General features: G+C 71.2%; 12 protein-coding genes and 1 riboswitch. Of the genes, 9 read left to right on the top strand and 3 right to left on the bottom strand.

Annotation, left to right across the window (positions count from 1 at the left end; genetic code table 11):
* The first annotated feature begins 120 nt into the window (after nucleotides 1–120).
* The 5 genes from hpaD to BKK79_RS34665 all read left to right on the top strand — a co-directional run bounded on the left by hpaD (nucleotide 121) and on the right by BKK79_RS34665 (nucleotide 4,190).
* Entirely contained in the window at nucleotides 121–969 is an 849-nt protein-coding gene (gene hpaD / locus BKK79_RS34685) for a 3,4-dihydroxyphenylacetate 2,3-dioxygenase (RefSeq protein ID WP_071019488.1), read from the top strand.
* Nucleotides 970–998: 29 nt separating this feature from the next.
* Complete coding sequence (locus BKK79_RS34680) at nucleotides 999–1,391, top strand: 5-carboxymethyl-2-hydroxymuconate Delta-isomerase (RefSeq protein WP_071040103.1); 393 nt, start codon at nucleotides 999–1,001, stop codon at nucleotides 1,389–1,391.
* Nucleotides 1,392–1,449: 58 nt separating this feature from the next.
* A complete protein-coding gene (hpaH, locus tag BKK79_RS34675) occupies nucleotides 1,450–2,253 on the top strand; it encodes a 2-oxo-hept-4-ene-1,7-dioate hydratase (RefSeq protein WP_071040102.1) in 804 nt (267 codons plus the stop codon).
* Nucleotides 2,254–2,308: 55 nt separating this feature from the next.
* Nucleotides 2,309–3,118: a 4-hydroxy-2-oxoheptanedioate aldolase gene (gene hpaI / locus BKK79_RS34670; protein ID WP_071019496.1), complete on the top strand. Its 810-nt coding sequence runs from the start codon at nucleotides 2,309–2,311 to the stop codon at nucleotides 3,116–3,118.
* Nucleotides 3,119–3,182: 64 nt separating this feature from the next.
* A complete protein-coding gene (locus BKK79_RS34665; RefSeq protein ID WP_071040101.1) occupies nucleotides 3,183–4,190 on the top strand; it encodes a Bug family tripartite tricarboxylate transporter substrate binding protein in 1,008 nt (335 codons plus the stop codon).
* Nucleotides 4,191–4,346: 156 nt separating this feature from the next.
* On the opposite strand, the gene BKK79_RS34660 is transcribed toward BKK79_RS34665, so the two are convergent.
* Nucleotides 4,347–4,997, bottom strand: coding sequence for an AraC family transcriptional regulator (locus BKK79_RS34660; protein WP_071040100.1), 651 nt, complete (start codon nucleotides 4,995–4,997; stop codon nucleotides 4,347–4,349).
* Between the two features lie 89 nt (nucleotides 4,998–5,086).
* Nucleotides 5,087–5,806 carry a Crp/Fnr family transcriptional regulator gene (locus BKK79_RS34655; RefSeq protein ID WP_071019502.1) on the bottom strand — a complete coding sequence of 240 codons (720 nt, stop codon included), beginning with the start codon at nucleotides 5,804–5,806 and terminating at the stop codon, nucleotides 5,087–5,089.
* Between the two features lie 205 nt (nucleotides 5,807–6,011).
* On the opposite strand from BKK79_RS34655, the gene BKK79_RS34650 reads away from it, so the two are divergent.
* Both BKK79_RS34650 and BKK79_RS34645 read left to right on the top strand, forming a co-directional pair.
* A complete protein-coding gene (locus BKK79_RS34650) occupies nucleotides 6,012–7,649 on the top strand; it encodes an acyl-CoA synthetase (RefSeq protein ID WP_071019505.1) in 1,638 nt (545 codons plus the stop codon).
* Between the two features lie 128 nt (nucleotides 7,650–7,777).
* Nucleotides 7,778–9,238, top strand: coding sequence for a M20/M25/M40 family metallo-hydrolase (locus tag BKK79_RS34645; RefSeq protein ID WP_071040099.1), 1,461 nt, complete (start codon nucleotides 7,778–7,780; stop codon nucleotides 9,236–9,238).
* 70 nt (nucleotides 9,239–9,308) lie between these two features.
* Here the strand turns inward: BKK79_RS34645 and BKK79_RS34640 are convergent, their stop codons facing one another.
* Nucleotides 9,309–10,616, bottom strand: coding sequence for a D-amino acid dehydrogenase (locus BKK79_RS34640; protein WP_071019511.1), 1,308 nt, complete (start codon nucleotides 10,614–10,616; stop codon nucleotides 9,309–9,311).
* Between the two features lie 49 nt (nucleotides 10,617–10,665).
* Nucleotides 10,666–10,789, bottom strand: a riboswitch (glycine riboswitch).
* Between the two features lie 420 nt (nucleotides 10,790–11,209).
* Between BKK79_RS34640 and BKK79_RS34635 the strand changes: the two genes are divergently transcribed.
* Nucleotides 11,210–13,189: a sigma-54-dependent Fis family transcriptional regulator gene (locus tag BKK79_RS34635; protein ID WP_071040098.1), complete on the top strand. Its 1,980-nt coding sequence runs from the start codon at nucleotides 11,210–11,212 to the stop codon at nucleotides 13,187–13,189.
* Nucleotides 13,190–13,718: 529 nt separating this feature from the next.
* Nucleotides 13,719–15,137, top strand: coding sequence for an aldehyde dehydrogenase family protein (locus tag BKK79_RS34630; protein WP_071040097.1), 1,419 nt, complete (start codon nucleotides 13,719–13,721; stop codon nucleotides 15,135–15,137).
* The last annotated feature ends 43 nt before the right edge of the window (nucleotides 15,138–15,180 follow it).

The following is a 15,180-nucleotide window of genomic DNA, read 5'->3' as shown; positions in this document are numbered from 1 at the left end:
GGCGCGAGAGGGGAGCAGGCAGCAGGAAGGATAAGGGCCATCGCTCTGGCCGGAACCCGGCAAGCAAGGCAGACAAGGCGCAGGCCGGCAGGCACGGCGCCACAGGAAGGAGACAAGACCATGGGCAAGCTTTCGCTGGCCGCCAAGATCACGCATGTACCGTCGATGTACCTGTCGGAGCTGCCCGGCAAGCACCACGGCTGCCGCGCGGCGGCCATCGCCGGGCACCGGGAGATCGGCCGCCGCTGCCGCGAGCTGGGCGTCGACACCATCGTGGTGTCTGACGTGCACTGGCTGGTCAACGCCGGCTACCACGTCAACTGCAACGCGCGCTTCGAGGGCATCTACACCAGCAACGAGCTGCCCCACTTCATCAAGGACATGGCCTATGCCTATGCGGGCAACCCGGAGCTGGGCCGCCTGATCGCCCAGACCGCGTGCGAGCACGGCGTGATGACGCGTGCGCACGAGATCGGCAGCCTGGAGCTTGAGTACGGCACCCTGGTGCCGATGCGCTACATGAACGGCGACCAGCATTTCAAGGTGGTCTCCATCGCCGGCTGGTGCGCCTGGCACCAGCTCGACGAGAGCCGCCGCTTCGGCGTCGCGCTGCGCGAGGCCATCGAGAAGAGCGATGCCAACGTGGCCTTTCTCGCCAGCGGCTCGCTGTCGCACCGCTTCAACGACAACAACAGCCCGGAAGAGAGCATCCACCAGATCAGCCGCGAGTTCTACAAGCAGGTCGACCTGCGCGTGGTCGAGCTGTGGAAGCAGGGCGACTGGGCCACCTTCTGCCGCATGCTGCCCGAGTACAACGAGCTGTGCGTGGGCGAGGGCGGCATGCACGACACGGCGATGCTGCTGGGGCTGCTGGGCTGGGACGCCTATGACAAGCCGGTGGAGATCGTCACCGACTACTTCACCAGTTCGGGTACCGGCCAGATCAACGCGATCTTTCCGCTGCCCTGATCCTTTGCCGAGATTCCGCGAGCACTGCCATGCCTCATGTCATCGTCGAGTACACCGACAACATCCGTGCCGAAGCCGATGTGCCGGCACTGCTGAAGACCATCAACGACACCCTGATCGCACAGGGCGGGGTGTTTCCCATCGGCGGCATCCGCTCGCGCGCCATCGCGCTGGCGGACTACCGCATGGCCGACGGGGAAGAAGACTACGCCTTCGTCCACGTGACGCTGAAGATCGGCGCCGGGCGCGAGGCAGCGGTCAAGAAGAAGGCCTGCGACGAGCTGTTCGAGGCGATCAAGCAGCATTTCGCCGAACTCTACGCCAGGCGCTACCTGGCCTTGTCGATGGAACTGGCCGAGTTCAACGAGGGCGGCAGCTACAAGCACAACAACGTGCACGCCCGTTTCAAGAAGGCCGGCTGAGGCACGCCGAGCCGGCCCATCCGTTCATTGTCGCGGCGCTCGCGCCGCCGGAGTCCCCATGCTGAGTCCCGAACTGATCCGCCAGGTGGCGGAACGCCTGAACCAGGCGGAGAAGACCCGTGTCCAGATCCGCCAGATCTCGCTGGACCATCCCGACATCACCATCGAGGATGCCTATGCGATCCAGCGCGAATGGGTCGCGCTGAAACTGGCAGAAGGCCGCACCGTCAAGGGCCACAAGATCGGGCTGACCTCGCGCGCGATGCAGATGTCGTCGCAGATCGACGAGCCCGACTACGGCACCCTGCTGGACGACATGTTCTTCCACGAAGGCGGCGAGATCCCCACCGGCCGCTTCATCATGCCGCGCGTGGAGGTGGAGCTGGCCTTCATCCTCGGCAAGCCGCTGGCGGGTCCGAACTGCACGTTGTTCGACGTCTATGACGCGGTCGAGTACGTGATCCCGGCGCTGGAGATCATCGATGCGCGCAGCCAGTCCATCGATCCCGAGAGCAAGCGCCCGCGCAAGGTGTTCGACACCATCTCCGACAACGCGGCCAACGCCGGCGTGGTGATGGGCGGGCGCCCGGTGCGGCCCTTCGACGTGGACCTGCGCTGGGTCTCGGCCATCATGTCGCGCAACGGCGTGATCGAGGAGACCGGCGTGGCCGCCGGCGTGCTGAACCACCCGGCCAACGGCGTGGCCTGGCTGGCCAACAAGCTGCATCCCTTCGGCGTGCGCCTGGAGGCCGGCGAGGTGATCCTGGGCGGTTCCTTCACCCGCCCGGTGGTGGCCCAGGCGGGCGACACCTTCCACGTCGACTACGGCCCGCTGGGCACGGTCGGCTGCCATTTCGCCTGAGCGCGCCACCCGCGCTCCCCGCACCGGGGCCGCGTGCGGCCCGAGGAGTTTCCCCATGGATTTCCCTGTCAATACCTTCAAGCGCGCACTGCAGGCGGGCGAGCAGCAGATCGGCCTGTGGCTGGGCCTGGCCAGCCCCTACACCGCCGAGCTGCTGGCCGGCGCCGGCTTCGACTGGCTGCTGATCGACGGCGAGCACGCGCCCAATACCGTGCCGTCCATCCTGGCCCAGCTGCAGGCCGTGGCGCCCTATCCGGTGCGGCCGGTGGTGCGCGCGGCCTGGAACGATGCGGTGCTGATCAAGCAACTGCTCGACATCGGCGTGCAGACGCTGCTGGTGCCGATGGTGCAGACCGGCGAGGAAGCGGCCGCCGCCGTGGCCGCCACGCGCTACCCGCCGCAGGGCGTGCGCGGCGTCGGCGCGGCGCTGGCGCGCGCCTCGCGCTGGAACCGCGTGCCCGGCTACCTGGCGCGCGCCAACGAAGAGATGTGCGTGCTGGTGCAGGTGGAGACGCGCGCCGGGCTGGACAACCTGGATGGCATCCTCGCCACCGAGGGTGTCGATGGCGTCTTCATCGGCCCCTCCGACCTCAGCGCCGACTTCGGCCACCTGGGCAACCCCGGCCACCCCGAGGTGCAGCAGGCCATCGCCGATGCCATCGCGCGCATCCGCGCCGCCGGCAAGGCGGCCGGCATCCTCAGCGGCGACGCGGCGCAGTCGCGCCGCTACATGGACCTCGGCACGCGCTTCACCGCCGTCGGCGTGGACACCACCGTGCTGGCCCGCGGCGCCGAGGCGCTGGCCGCGCAGTTCAAGGCGGCGCCGCCCGCCGCCGCCGGAGCGGCACAGGACAAGACCTACTGACGCCCGCCCTGCCGCGCCGGGGGCCAAGACACAGAACAACGCCCTATCCCAAGGAGACACGACCATGCCGGCAGCACAGCGCCAGCGCCATTTCCCTTCCCGCCGCCGCGCCAGGCTCGGCACGCTCGCCCTGGTGGCCGCCCTCGGCCTCTGCCTCGGCGGCATCACGGCCGCGCGGGCCGAGCCGCCCGCGCGCTGGGTGGTGCCCTACAGCGCGGGGGGCGGCAGCGACCTCGCCACCCGCATCGTCGCGCAGAAGATCTCGCCGGTGCTGCAGCAGAACATCGTGGTGGACAACAAGCCGGGCGGCGCCACCATCCTGGCCGCGCAGGACGTGGCGCGCGCCAAGGCGGACGGCGCCACGCTGCTGACGGCGGGGCAGGGCACGCTGGTGCTCAACCCCGCGCTCTATCCCAAGCTGCCCTATGACGCCAAGGCCGACTTCACCCTGGTGACGCCGCTGGTGCGGCTGCCGGTGGTGCTGGTCACCAGCCCGCGCGTGCCGGCCCATACCCTGGCCGAATTCATCCAGTGGCTGAAAGCGGACGGCGGCAAGGCCACCTACGCCTCGGTCGGCACCGGCAGCCCGCACCACCTGAGCGCCCAGCTGATGCTCGACCGTCTCAAGGCACAGGCCGTGCACGTGCCCTACAAGGGCACGCCGCCGGCACTGCAGGACCTCGCCGGCAGCCAGGTCGACTTCATGATGGCCGACCTGTCCGCCGCCGCGCCGCTGATCCGCGCCGGCCGCATCCGCGCCATCGCGCTGCCCGCCGAGCAGCGCGCCGCGGTGCTGCCCAACGTGCCGACCTTCGCCGAGGCCGGCCTGGCGGACTTCACCGCCTTTGCCTGGCAAGGCGTGGTGGTGCCGGCCGGCACGCCGTCCGCCACGGTCGACAAGCTGAACGCCGCCATCGTCACCGCGCTCAAGGACCCGGCGGTCATCAAGCAGATGCAGGACCTCGGCCTGGAGCCGATGGGCGACAGCCGGGCCGGCTTCGCCGCCTTCGTCGGGCGCGAACAGGCCAAGTGGGGCGCGCTGATCCGGGCGCACCATATCACGCTGGAGTAGGGGGCAGGCGGGCCGGGCTGGCGCCTCCGTGGCGGGCATGCGTGATGGGGCTCACGTTGACGGACCTTGCCTGCGCCCGCGTGCACCGCTGGCGACGACCGGAGGAGGGCGCCGGATTTTCCGGCCGCCGCTGAGCCGTTCCGCCGCTGCGCCGCCTCAGGCGGCGGCCGGATGCCAGCCCGGCAGCGTGCGCGCGGCCGCCGGCGCGCCGGGCGCCGCCAGCAGGCAGGCGGGGTGCATGCCGTGCAGGTTGGCGCAGGCGTTGGCCAGCGTGGCGGCGTCGCGCAGGCCGGCTGCCTGGGCCAGGCGGCCGAGGCCGGCCGGCGTGGCGGTGTCGGGCGGCAGCCCCGGCACCGCCAGCGCATAGAGCGCGTGCGCCACGCGCTGCTCGCGCAGCAGGGCGTGCAGTGCCTCGCCCTCGGCGAACAGCCGCGCGCGCACCAGGCGCGGCGCCACGTGCCAGCGTTCGGCGGCCAGCGTGGCGTTCCAGGCCAGGCGGGGCTGCAGGAAGATCGCATGGGCCAGCGCGCGTGACCAGTATTTTTCCTGCCCGCCCGCCAGCAGCATGCGCGGGCAGGCCTGGTCGGGCACCGCGGTCAGCGTCAGCTCCACCGGCCGGCCGGGGCCGGCCTGCAGGTCGCAGTCGAAGTGGGCGAAGGCGGGGACCACGAAGGGATCGCCGGGCCGGACCTCGCGCCGCGCATTGGCATCGCGCAGCCGTGCCACGCCGCGCACGGCTTCCACGCGCACGGCGAAGGGGAAGCGCAGCCGGCTCAGGCGAAGTTCGGAGGGGATCTGGAAGGCCATGACGGGTCGGGAAGCCGGCGCGCTTCAGGCGCGCCGTGCCGGCATTGTATGCCGGCCGCGCGGTAGAGAGCTCATAGCACTCATAGCGCTCATAGCGCCGACAGCCCGAAGCGGCGCAACTGCTCGAGGTCGGTCACGCGGATGCTCTGGTAGGACAGGTCGACCATGCCGTCGGCGGCCAGGCGGCGCAGGGCCTGGTTGACGCGCTGGCGGGACAGGCCCGTGAGCAGGCCGATTTCCTCCTGCGACAGTTCCAGCACGGCGCTGGTGCGGGGATACAGCGCCGGATGGAAGAGCTGGGCGATGGCCTGGGCGACGCGCGCGTCGGCGCCCAGCAGGCGGTCGTTCTGCACCATGGCGATGAACTGCCCCATGCGTTCGTTGAGCTGGCGCACCACGAAGGAGGCGAAGGGCAGGCTTTCGCCGAGCAGCGTATGGAATACATCGTCCGGCACCAGCAGCACGCGTGAATCGCGGATGGCGATCACGTCGTAGCGGCGCGGTTCGCGCTTGAGCACGCTGCCTTCGCCGCACCAGCCGCCGGCCGGTACGCCGGAGAAGGTGCAGCCGCGGCCATCGGCGGTATAGACCGCCAGCTTGATCAGGCCGGTGTCGGCGCCGATCCAGTAGCGCGAGGTCTCGCCGCGGCGGGCGATGTAGGCGCCTGCCGCGTAGTCCTGCACCAGGGTCTGCCGTGCCGCCAGGGCCTGGTGGTGCGGCGCCAGCGCGTCGAACCACGCATGGCCGGCGAGCACGGCGGCGGCCTGCGGGGCAGGGCCGGGGTCGGCGGACGGGGGCTCGGTGGTCATGGCGGCAGGCGGCGGCAGGCGGAAAGCGGCTGGCAAGGCGGTGGCGGCGACAGGACGGCGGAAGCGCTGGAAGCGGCGGAATGCGGCGCGCGCGGCGCACTGTCATCCAGGCGACAGTGCGGCGGCGTGTGCGATGATAGCCTTGCAGCGCAAAAAGTAACAGCGCCGGGCGCGGTCCGCGCCGGCGCACGTGGAGACTCCAAGCATGCCGACCGACTTCGAGACGGGCCTGGGCAAGAACCCGGCCAATTTCGTTCCCCTCACTCCCATCGACTTCATCGCCCGCGCTGCCGAAGTGTATGGCGACCGGCTCGCCATCGTGCACGGCCCGGTGCGGCAGAACTGGCGCGACACCTACGCGCGCACCCGCCGCCTGGCCAGCGCGCTGGCCGCGGCCGGGGTGGGCAAGGGGGACACCGTGGCGGCGCTGCTGCCCAACACCCCGGCCATGATCGAGGCCCATTTCGGCGTGCCGATGGCGGGCGCGGTGCTCAATGCGCTCAATATCCGCCTGGACGCCGCCAACCTGCTGTTCATGCTGCGCCACGGCGAGGCGCGCGTGCTGCTGGCCGACACCGAGTTCGCCGACGTGGCGCGCCAGATGGCGCTGGAAGTGCCCGGCCTGAAGGTGATCGCCGTGCATGACGCGCTCGGCCCCGTGCCGGCCCAGCCCTTCGGCGAGACCGACTACGAGAGCTTCCTTGCTGGCGGCGACCCGGAATACGCCTGGCGCCTGCCGGACGACGAGTGGGATGCCATTGCCCTGAATTACACCTCGGGCACCACCGGCGACCCGAAGGGCGTGGTCTACCACCACCGCGGCGCGGCCATCAACGCGGTCTCCAACATCCTCGAATGGGACATGCCCAAGCATGCCGTCTACCTGTGGACGCTGCCGCTGTTCCATTGCAACGGCTGGTGCTTCCCGTGGACGGTGGCGGCCCGCGCCGGGGTCAACGTCTGCCTGCGCAAGTTCGAGCCCAAGCTGGTCTTCGACCTGATGCGCGATGAAGGCGTGACTCACTACTGCGCCGCGCCCATCGTCCATACCGCCCTGGTCAACGCGCCGGCGGCCTGGCGCGAAGGGCTGCGCGGGCCGGTGCGCGGCATGGTGGCGGGCGCGCCGCCGCCGGCCGCGGTGCTGGCGCAGATGGAGGCCATGGGCTTCGACCTGACCCACGTCTACGGCCTGACCGAGGTCTACGGCCCGGCCGCGGTGTGCGCCGAGCAGGACAGCTGGACGGCGCTGTCGCAGGAAGAACGTGCGGTGATGAAGGCCCGCCAGGGCGTGCGCTACCACCTGCAGTCGCAGGTGGCGGTGCTGGATCCCGACACCATGGAGCCGGTGCCGGCCGACGGCGAGACCATCGGCGAGATCATGTTCCGCGGCAATATCTGCATGAAGGGCTATCTCAAAAATGAGAAGGCCTCGCGCGAAGCCTTCGCCGGCGGCTGGTTCCACACCGGCGACCTGGGCGTGTGCATGCCTGACGGCTACGTCAAGATCAAGGACCGCAGCAAGGACATCATCATCTCCGGCGGCGAGAACATCTCCTCGGTCGAGGTCGAAGACGCGCTGTACCGCCATCCCGCGGTGCTGGCGGCGGCGGTGGTCGCCCAGCCCGACGCCAAGTGGGGCGAGACGCCATGCGCCTTCGTCGAGCTGAAGGAAGGCGCGAGCGTCACCGCCGAGGAACTGATGGCGCACTGCCGCTCGCTGCTGGCGGGCTTCAAGGTACCCAAGGCGGTCTATTTCGGGCCGCTGCCCAAGACCTCGACCGGGAAGATCCAGAAGTTCGAGCTGCGCCGCAAGGTCAAGTCGGACTCGGCCATCGACGTCTGATGCCCGCGGCCTGAGGCCCCAACCCTGGCCGCGGCGTTCCGCGGCCGTGCGTCCCGTGCGCGGGCGGCGCTGTGCGACAATGCCTCGCACCGGCCGCCCGCGCCGCTTCCCACCTGCCAGGACGCACCATGACCACCGACACGGCTGCACCGACCCGCGCGCCCGACAGCGCCGCGCTGCGCGACTTCGTCGAGCGCAAGTGGAACGACGAGATCGTCCCCGCGCTGACCGACTACATCGGCATTCCCGCCAAGAGTCCTGCCTTCGACGCCGACTGGGCACGCCACGGCCACCTGGAGCGCGTCGTCGCCGATGCCGCCGCCTGGGTCGAGCGCCAGCCGGTGCGCGGCCTCAAGCTGGAAGTGATCCGCCTGCCCGGGCGCACGCCGCTGCTCTATTTCGAGACGCCCGCCACGCGTTCGGGCAGCAGCGAGACCATCGTGCTGTACGGCCACCTCGACAAGCAGCCCGAGTTCGACGGCTGGCGCCGCGACCTCGGCCCCTGGACGCCCAAGATGGAGGACGGGCGCCTCTACGGCCGCGGCGGCGCCGACGACGGTTATGCCGTCTACGCCAGCATCGCGGCGCTGGCCGCGCTCGATGCGCAGGGCGTGGAGCGCCCGCGCTGCGTGGGCCTGATCGAGACCTGCGAGGAATCCGGCAGCTATGACCTGCTGCCGTATGTGGACGCGCTGCGCCAGCGCCTGGGGCGGGTCGGCCTGGTGGTCTGCCTGGATTCCGGCGCCGGCAACTACGACCAGTTGTGGCTGACCACCTCGCTGCGCGGCCTGGTGGTGGGCGACCTCGAAGTGGAGGTGCTGGAGGAGGGCATCCACTCGGGCTCCTATGGCGGCATCGCGCCGTCCAGCTTCCGCGTGATGCGCCAGTTGTTCGAGCGCCTGGAGGATGCCGCCACCGGCAATATCCTGCCCGACGCCTTCCATTGCCCGGTTCCGGCCGACCGCCTGCGCGAGACCGAGGCGGCCGCGCGCATCCTCGGCGAGGCGGTGTGGAAGGGCATGCCCTGGTCGTGCGGCCAGGACGGCCGGCCGGTGCTGCCGGTGGTGGCCGATCCGCAGGAAGTGCTGCTCAACGCCAACTGGCGGCCCTCGCTGTCGGTCACCGGCGCCGCCGGCCTGCCGTCGCTGGCGGATGCCGGCAATGTGCTGCGCCCGCGCACGGCCTTCAAGCTGTCGCTGCGCCTGCCGCCGCTGGTCGACGCCGCGCGGGCGGCGGCCGATCTCAAGGCCCTGCTCGAACTGGACCCGCCCTACAACGCCAAGGTCACCTTCAAGCCCGCCGCCGGCGCGGCCAACGGCTGGAACGCGCCCGGCCTGGCGCCCTGGCTGGAACAGGCCATGAACACAGCCTCGCGCACCCACTTCGGCCATGACCTGGCCTATATCGGCCAGGGCGGCACCATCCCCTTGATGAACACATTGCAGGCCGGCTTCCCGTCGGCGCAGTTCATGGTGTGCGGCGTGCTGGGGCCGAAGTCCAATGCCCACGGTCCCAACGAGTTCTTGCACGTGCCCTACGCGCGCAAGCTGACGGCGGCCGTCGCCGAGGTGATCGCGGCGGCGCCCTGAGACACCCTCCCGTCGCCCGCTTCCTGCCACAAGCCTTCGGGCGACGGATAGACAGCGTTTGCGCGGGCGCTCAGCGCGCGCTGGCGCCGGTGGCCGCCACCGCCGCCACGCGCCGCTGGGGCAGGGCGCCGCTGAAGGCGAAGTCCACCTCCGGGGCGCGGCCGCTGATGATGTCGGCGATGGCGCGCCCGGAGCCGCAGCCATGCGTCCAGCCCAGCGTGCCGTGGCCGGTGTTCAGGTAGAGCCCCGCCACGCTGCTGGCGCCGATGTACGGCACGTTGCCCGGCGTGGCCGGGCGCAGTCCGGTCCAGTAGCGCGCCAGTTCCGGGCGGCTCATGCCCGGGAAGATCTCCAGCGTGCGGCGCACGATGGCTTCGCAGCGCAGCGGATTGAGTTCCATCGCATAGCCGTTAAGCTCCGCCGTGCCGGCGATGCGCAGGCGGTCGCCGAAGCGGGAGAAGACCAGCTTGTACTCGTCGTCGGTCAGGCTGACGCTGGGCGCCCGTTCCGCATCGAGCACCGGCAGCGTCGCCGAGTAGCCCTTGGCGGGATAGATATCGAGCTTGATCCCCAGCGGCCGCGCCAGCAGCGGGCTGAAGCTGCCCAGCGCCAGCACGTAGGCATCGGCGCTTTCGAGCTGGTAGGCGCCGCTGTCGTCGGCATATTCCACCGCCCGCATGCCGCCGCCGTCGGCATGCAGCCGCTGCACGCGCACGCCGTAGCGGAAGCGCACGCCGGCCGCCTCGCAACGCGCCGCCAGCGCGGTGGTGAAGCGGTGCACGTCGCCCGACTCGTCCGCGCTGGTGTAGGTGGCGCCGGCCAGGCGCGGCGCGATGGCGGCCAGCGCCGGTTCGATGCGCACCACTTCGTCGGCACCGATGACCTGGCGTTCGCAGCCGAGCTCGCGCATGATGCGGGCCGGCTCGATGGCGGCATCGAACTCCTTGGCGCTGGTGTAGAAGTGGAGGATGCCGCGGCTGAGGTGGTCGTACTCGATGCCTGTTTCGGCGCGCAGCGCCTGCAGGCTGGCGCGGCTGTAGGTGCCCAGGTTGAGCAACTGGATCATGTTGTGGGTGGAGCGGCGCGCCGAGCATTCGCGCAGGAACTTCAGGCCCCAGGACCACTGTGCGGGATCGGCGCGCAGGCGGAACAGCAGCGGCGCATCCTCCTTGCCCAGCCAGCGCAGCAGTTTCCACGGCGCGGCGGGATTGGCCCAGGGTTCGGCATGGCTGACGGAGATCTGGCCGCCGTTGCCGAAGCTGGTTTCGCGCGCCGCGCCGGCATTGCGTTCGAGCACCACCACTTCGTGGCCAGCCTTGGCGAGATACCAGGCCGAGGCCACGCCGATCACGCCCGCGCCCATCACGATGACTTTCATTTCTCTGGCTCCAGGAAAGCAAAAAGGGGCAGGCGTGCGGTGTCGCACGCCTGCCCCCACTGTCCTTTTGCCTGAGAGATTCGCCTGGTCCACCCGGACTTCGGCTTGCCCCTTCGGCGGCCGCCGGCGCTGGTGTCTGCCAGCCTGCCGCGACGCTCTCCAGTTGGTTCGGTATCCAGTCTGTTGCACCTGAGCGTTTCGGGGGTACGCCTTCGGTAGGAGCGGCACCGGCAGCCTGCCGGGATGCTCCGTTCTCCTGGAACGCGCACCATAGCATGGGCCTGAGCCGGGCGGCAAGCCCCCGCGCCGGGTGGCGCGGGCAGCACGCCGGGCGAGGCGGGGCGGGCGCGGCGGCGGCCGGTGTGCGGACGCTGTGCCGACCCGCTTGTCTCATCCTGAGACACCGCGTGGATCGAAGCGAGACGGTGGCCGCACGCGCCGCGCCGGCGGCCTCGGGGAAAACGAGCAGGCGCGCGCCGGCGCGCTTGAAATCGCCCGGGGCCTCACCTAAAGTCATCCACCACCCGGGCGCCGCCCCGCGCGATGCGCGCCGCCGGGCACAACATAACAAGCCGCACGGAGACAGCCCCCCAATGAGGCAAGCCGCAGACAGCCTTCCCCTCGACGTGCGCACCGCGCGGCGCCAGTTCTTCGACGGCCGGCTGGTGCCGCCCGGCACCATCCCCGAGCGCATCGCCAGTTCCTGGCAGCGTGCCGCCACCTACGGGCTGCGCCCGGGCGACCGCGCGCTCGGCACCAACTTCGTCACGCACAGCCAGTTGCGCCGGCTCGAAGCGGAGCACCAGGCCCTGATCGCCTGCGCCGAAGAGGATATGGCGATCCTGGCGGGCGCGTTTCCGTCGCGCCACTGGCTGGTGTTCTGCACCAACGCCGAAGGCGTGATCGTCAGTTCCACCGTACAGGGGGGCGCCGGGCCGTCGCAGGCGCGCGCGCTGGTGGGTGGCAAGCGCGTCAGCGAGGCGGCGCTGGGCACCAATGCGCCGGCCTGCGTGCTGAGCGAAGGCGGCCTGCCGATCGAGATCCGCCGCGGCGAGCACTATCTCGAAGAACTGATCGACGTGGTCTGCGCGGCGGCGCCCATCCATGATCCGCACGACAGGCTGGTCGGCGTGCTGGATATCACGGGCTTCGGCATCGACCTGCCGGCCTACGCGCTCAGCCGCGTGCAGGCCGCCGCCATGTCGATCGAGAACCGCATGTACGCCGGCATGGCCGGCTGCCGCATCCTGCGCCTGCACCACGATCCGCGCATGCTGGGCACGCCCGCCGAAGGCATCGTCGCCATTTCGCGCGACGACGTGATCGTCGCGGCCAACCGCGCGGCGCGCCAGATGCTGGGGCGGCCGGGCGGGACCTGGGCGCCGCGCGCGCTCGACGAGGTCTTTGCCGGCGGGCTGCGCGCTGCGGCCGCCGGCGCGACGGGCGCGGCGACGCTGAACGGACGTGGGGGCGAGCGCTATTTCGTCGCGCTGGAGCCTGCGCCGGCTCCAACACGGGCGCAGGCCGCGACGCCGGGCGCGGGCGCGCCACGGCCATCCATGCCGGCGGCCGCCGGCGCGGCGCAGGGTTGCGTGCTGGCCGACGCCAGGCTGGCGCGGCTGTTCGGCAAGGCGGCCACGGTCCTGCGCGAGCAGGTGCCGGTGATCCTGCTGGGCGAAACCGGCACCGGCAAGAGCATGCTGGCACGCGCGCTGCACGAGGCCAGCCGGCCGGGCCGCGCCTTCGTCTCGCTCAATTGCTCGGCGATCCCGGAAGGGCTGGCCGAAGCCGAGCTGTTCGGCTATGAGGAGGGCGCCTTCACCGGCGGCCGCAAGGGCGGCAGCATCGGCAAGATCGAGCAGGCCAGCCACGGCACCCTGTTCCTGGACGAGATCGGCGACATGCCGCTGGCGCTGCAGGCGCGCCTGCTGAGCGTGCTGCAGGATCGCAGCGTGACGCGCGTGGGCGGCCATCGCGCGATCCCGGTGGACATCTCGGTGATCTGTGCCACCCATCGCGACCTGCCGGCGCTGGTGCGCGCCGGCGCCTTCCGCGAGGACCTGCTGTACCGCCTCAACGGCCTCTCGGTGCAGGTGCCGGCCTTGCGCGAGCGCACCGACCTGGCCGAACTGATCCAGGCGCAGGTCGACGCGCTCGCCGGCGGGCGGCGCAAGCGTCTCGATGCGGACGCGATGGCATTGCTGATGGCGCATGCCTGGCCGGGCAACGTGCGCGAACTGCACCAGGCCCTGCGCGCGGCGCTGGCGCTGTCCGGCGGCGGCGAGACGGTGGGGCGCGAGCACTTCGACGAGACCTGGCTGGCGCAGGCGGCCGCGCTGGCCGCGGCGCCGCCCGTCGCACACCTGCAGGCCGGCATGCCCGCCGCGCCAGGCGCTGCCACCGCTGCTGCCGCTGCGGTCCCGACGCGCTCCACCATGCTGGCCGACCTGGAAAGCGAGACGATCGAGCGCACCCTGTCGGAGCTGGGCGGCAACCGCGCGCAGGCGGCGCGCGTGCTCGGCATCTCGCGCGCCACGCTGTACCGCAAGCTGGCGCGGCTGCAGCGCGGCTGAGCGAACGCGCCAGGTGAGCGCGCGCCGGCGTGCCCCGGCGTGCCTTGCGCCGGCCGCGCACGCAGCGTGCATCTCGCGCATCCAGCATCCAGCATCCAGCGCATCCAGCGCGGCTGTCCTGTCCTCTTCGCCGCTCCTCAGCGGCTTTCCGTTCCCCCCGTCTCCTGCCGATGCCAGTGCCACGTGCCCACCGCAGGCAAGGCACGCGGCTGCCTGTCTCACCGGCGCGAGACAGTGCCCGCTCCTGAGACACCACGGCTGTCGCCGGTGTCTCAAGTCGCGCCGCCGCGCAGGGCATCTCCACGGCGCGGCGTGCGCGCAGCCCCTTCCAGCCGCCTGGCGCCGCGTGTGCCAGGGCAGGCGGCGCGGCAGGCACGCGCTTTGCATTGTGCTCGGGGCGTGGGTGGCCGCGTGCCGTCCCGTCGTTCAGGGCCGCACAGGTCCTCACCGAACAACAGCTCGATAGCTCGATAGCTCAATAGCTCAATCACTCGGCAGCACAAGAAAGAACCAACGAGGAGACCAGGACATGAAAGACATCGCAGGATTGCTGATCGGCGGCAAGCTGGTGCGCGGCAGCGCGGAACTCGAGGTGGTCAATCCCGCCACCGGCGAGGTGTTCACCACCGTGTCGCGCGCCACGGAGCACGAGGCCAATGCGGCCGTGGCGGCGGCCAAGGCGGCCCAGCCGGCCTGGGCCGCGCTCGGCCTGGAGGCGCGCCGCGCGCTGCTGCTGCGCTTCGCCGACGGCCTCGAGGCCAATGCGGAGGACCTTGCCGCGACGCTGGTGCTGGAGCAGGGCAAGCCGCTCGCCGAGGCGCGCCAGGAACTGGCGTTCGCGCAGGCCTTCGTGCGCCACATCGCCGGCCTGAGCCTGCCGGTATCCGTGGTGCAGGACGATGCCACCCATCGCATCGAGGTCCATCACCGGCCGCTGGGCGTGGTGGCGGCGATCGCCGCGTGGAACTTCCCGGTGCTGATCGCCGCCTACAAGATCGCGCCGGCGCTGCTGATGGGCAACACGGTGGTGCTCAAGCCCGCGCCGACCACGCCGGTGGCGTCGCTGCAGCTCGGCACCATGGCCGCCGACATCTTCCCGGCGGGCGTGCTCAACGTGATCACCGACCGCAATGACCTGGGCAGCCTGCTGACCTCCCACCCCGATGTGGCCAAGGTCTCGTTCACGGGCTCCACCGCGACCGGGAAGAAGGTCATGGAGAGCGCCGGGCCGCGCCTGAAGCGCATCACGCTGGAGCTGGGCGGCAACGACGGTGCCATCGTGCTGGACGACGCCGACGTCGCCGAGGTCGCCCCGCGCATCTTCGGCAGCGCCTTCTACAACTGCGGGCAGGTCTGCCTGGCGCTCAAGCGCCTGTACGTGCACGCCTCGCAGTACGACCGCATGTGCGAGGCGCTGGCCGAGCTGGCCAGCCAGGCGGTGGTGGGCAACGGCGCCGATGCCGGTGTCACCATCGGCCCGCTGCAGAACGCCATGCAGTTCGACAAGGCGGGCCGCTTTCTCGCCGCCGCGCGGCGCGATGGCCGCATCCTCGCCGGCGGGGCGCCGCTCAAGGGCGGCGGCTATTTCGTCGCGCCTACCATCGTGCGCGACCTGCCTGACCACAATGCGCTGGTCGCCGAGGAGCAGTTCGCCCCCATCCTGCCGGTGCTGAAGTACGAGCAGATCGACGAGGCGGTGGCCCGCGTCAATGCCTCGCCCTACGGCCTGGGCGGCTCGGTGTGGTCGGCCAGCGAGGACCGCGCGAGCGAGGTGGCGCGCCGCCTCGACGTCGGCACCGCGTGGGTCAACCACCACCTGCATTTCGGCCCGCACATCCCGCTGGTGGGCGCCAAGGAATCCGGTATCGGCGTCGAGTTCGGAACCGAAGGGCTGGCCGAGTTCGCCCAGCTCAGCGTGCTCAACATCGCCCACCGCCAGGTCGGCTGAGCCTGCCGCACGTACGCACGTATGCACGCGCGCGGCGCCGCGC

It is taken from the genome of Cupriavidus sp. USMAA2-4, from assembly GCF_001854305.1.
Lineage (GTDB): Bacteria > Pseudomonadota > Gammaproteobacteria > Burkholderiales > Burkholderiaceae > Cupriavidus > Cupriavidus malaysiensis.
The sequence above is the reverse complement of the archived record's forward strand: the minus strand, read 5'-3'. Positions and strand labels throughout refer to the sequence as shown.

Excerpts from the sequence above, each read along its gene's own strand:
- BKK79_RS34630 (WP_071040097.1), top strand. The coding sequence starts at position 13,719 with ATGAAAGACATCGCAGGATTGCTGATCGGCGGCAAGCTGGTGCGCGGC.
- BKK79_RS34650 (WP_071019505.1), top strand. The coding sequence starts at position 6,012 with ATGCCGACCGACTTCGAGACGGGCCTGGGCAAGAACCCGGCCAATTTC.
- BKK79_RS34655 (WP_071019502.1), bottom strand. The coding sequence starts at position 5,806 with ATGACCACCGAGCCCCCGTCCGCCGACCCCGGCCCTGCCCCGCAGGCC.
- BKK79_RS34660 (WP_071040100.1), bottom strand. The coding sequence starts at position 4,997 with ATGGCCTTCCAGATCCCCTCCGAACTTCGCCTGAGCCGGCTGCGCTTC.
- BKK79_RS34635 (WP_071040098.1), top strand. The coding sequence starts at position 11,210 with ATGAGGCAAGCCGCAGACAGCCTTCCCCTCGACGTGCGCACCGCGCGG.
- BKK79_RS34645 (WP_071040099.1), top strand. The coding sequence starts at position 7,778 with ATGACCACCGACACGGCTGCACCGACCCGCGCGCCCGACAGCGCCGCG.
- hpaI (WP_071019496.1), top strand. The coding sequence starts at position 2,309 with ATGGATTTCCCTGTCAATACCTTCAAGCGCGCACTGCAGGCGGGCGAG.
- BKK79_RS34665 (WP_071040101.1), top strand. The coding sequence starts at position 3,183 with ATGCCGGCAGCACAGCGCCAGCGCCATTTCCCTTCCCGCCGCCGCGCC.
- hpaH (WP_071040102.1), top strand. The coding sequence starts at position 1,450 with ATGCTGAGTCCCGAACTGATCCGCCAGGTGGCGGAACGCCTGAACCAG.
- BKK79_RS34640 (WP_071019511.1), bottom strand. The coding sequence starts at position 10,616 with ATGAAAGTCATCGTGATGGGCGCGGGCGTGATCGGCGTGGCCTCGGCC.
- hpaD (WP_071019488.1), top strand. The coding sequence starts at position 121 with ATGGGCAAGCTTTCGCTGGCCGCCAAGATCACGCATGTACCGTCGATG.
- BKK79_RS34680 (WP_071040103.1), top strand. The coding sequence starts at position 999 with ATGCCTCATGTCATCGTCGAGTACACCGACAACATCCGTGCCGAAGCC.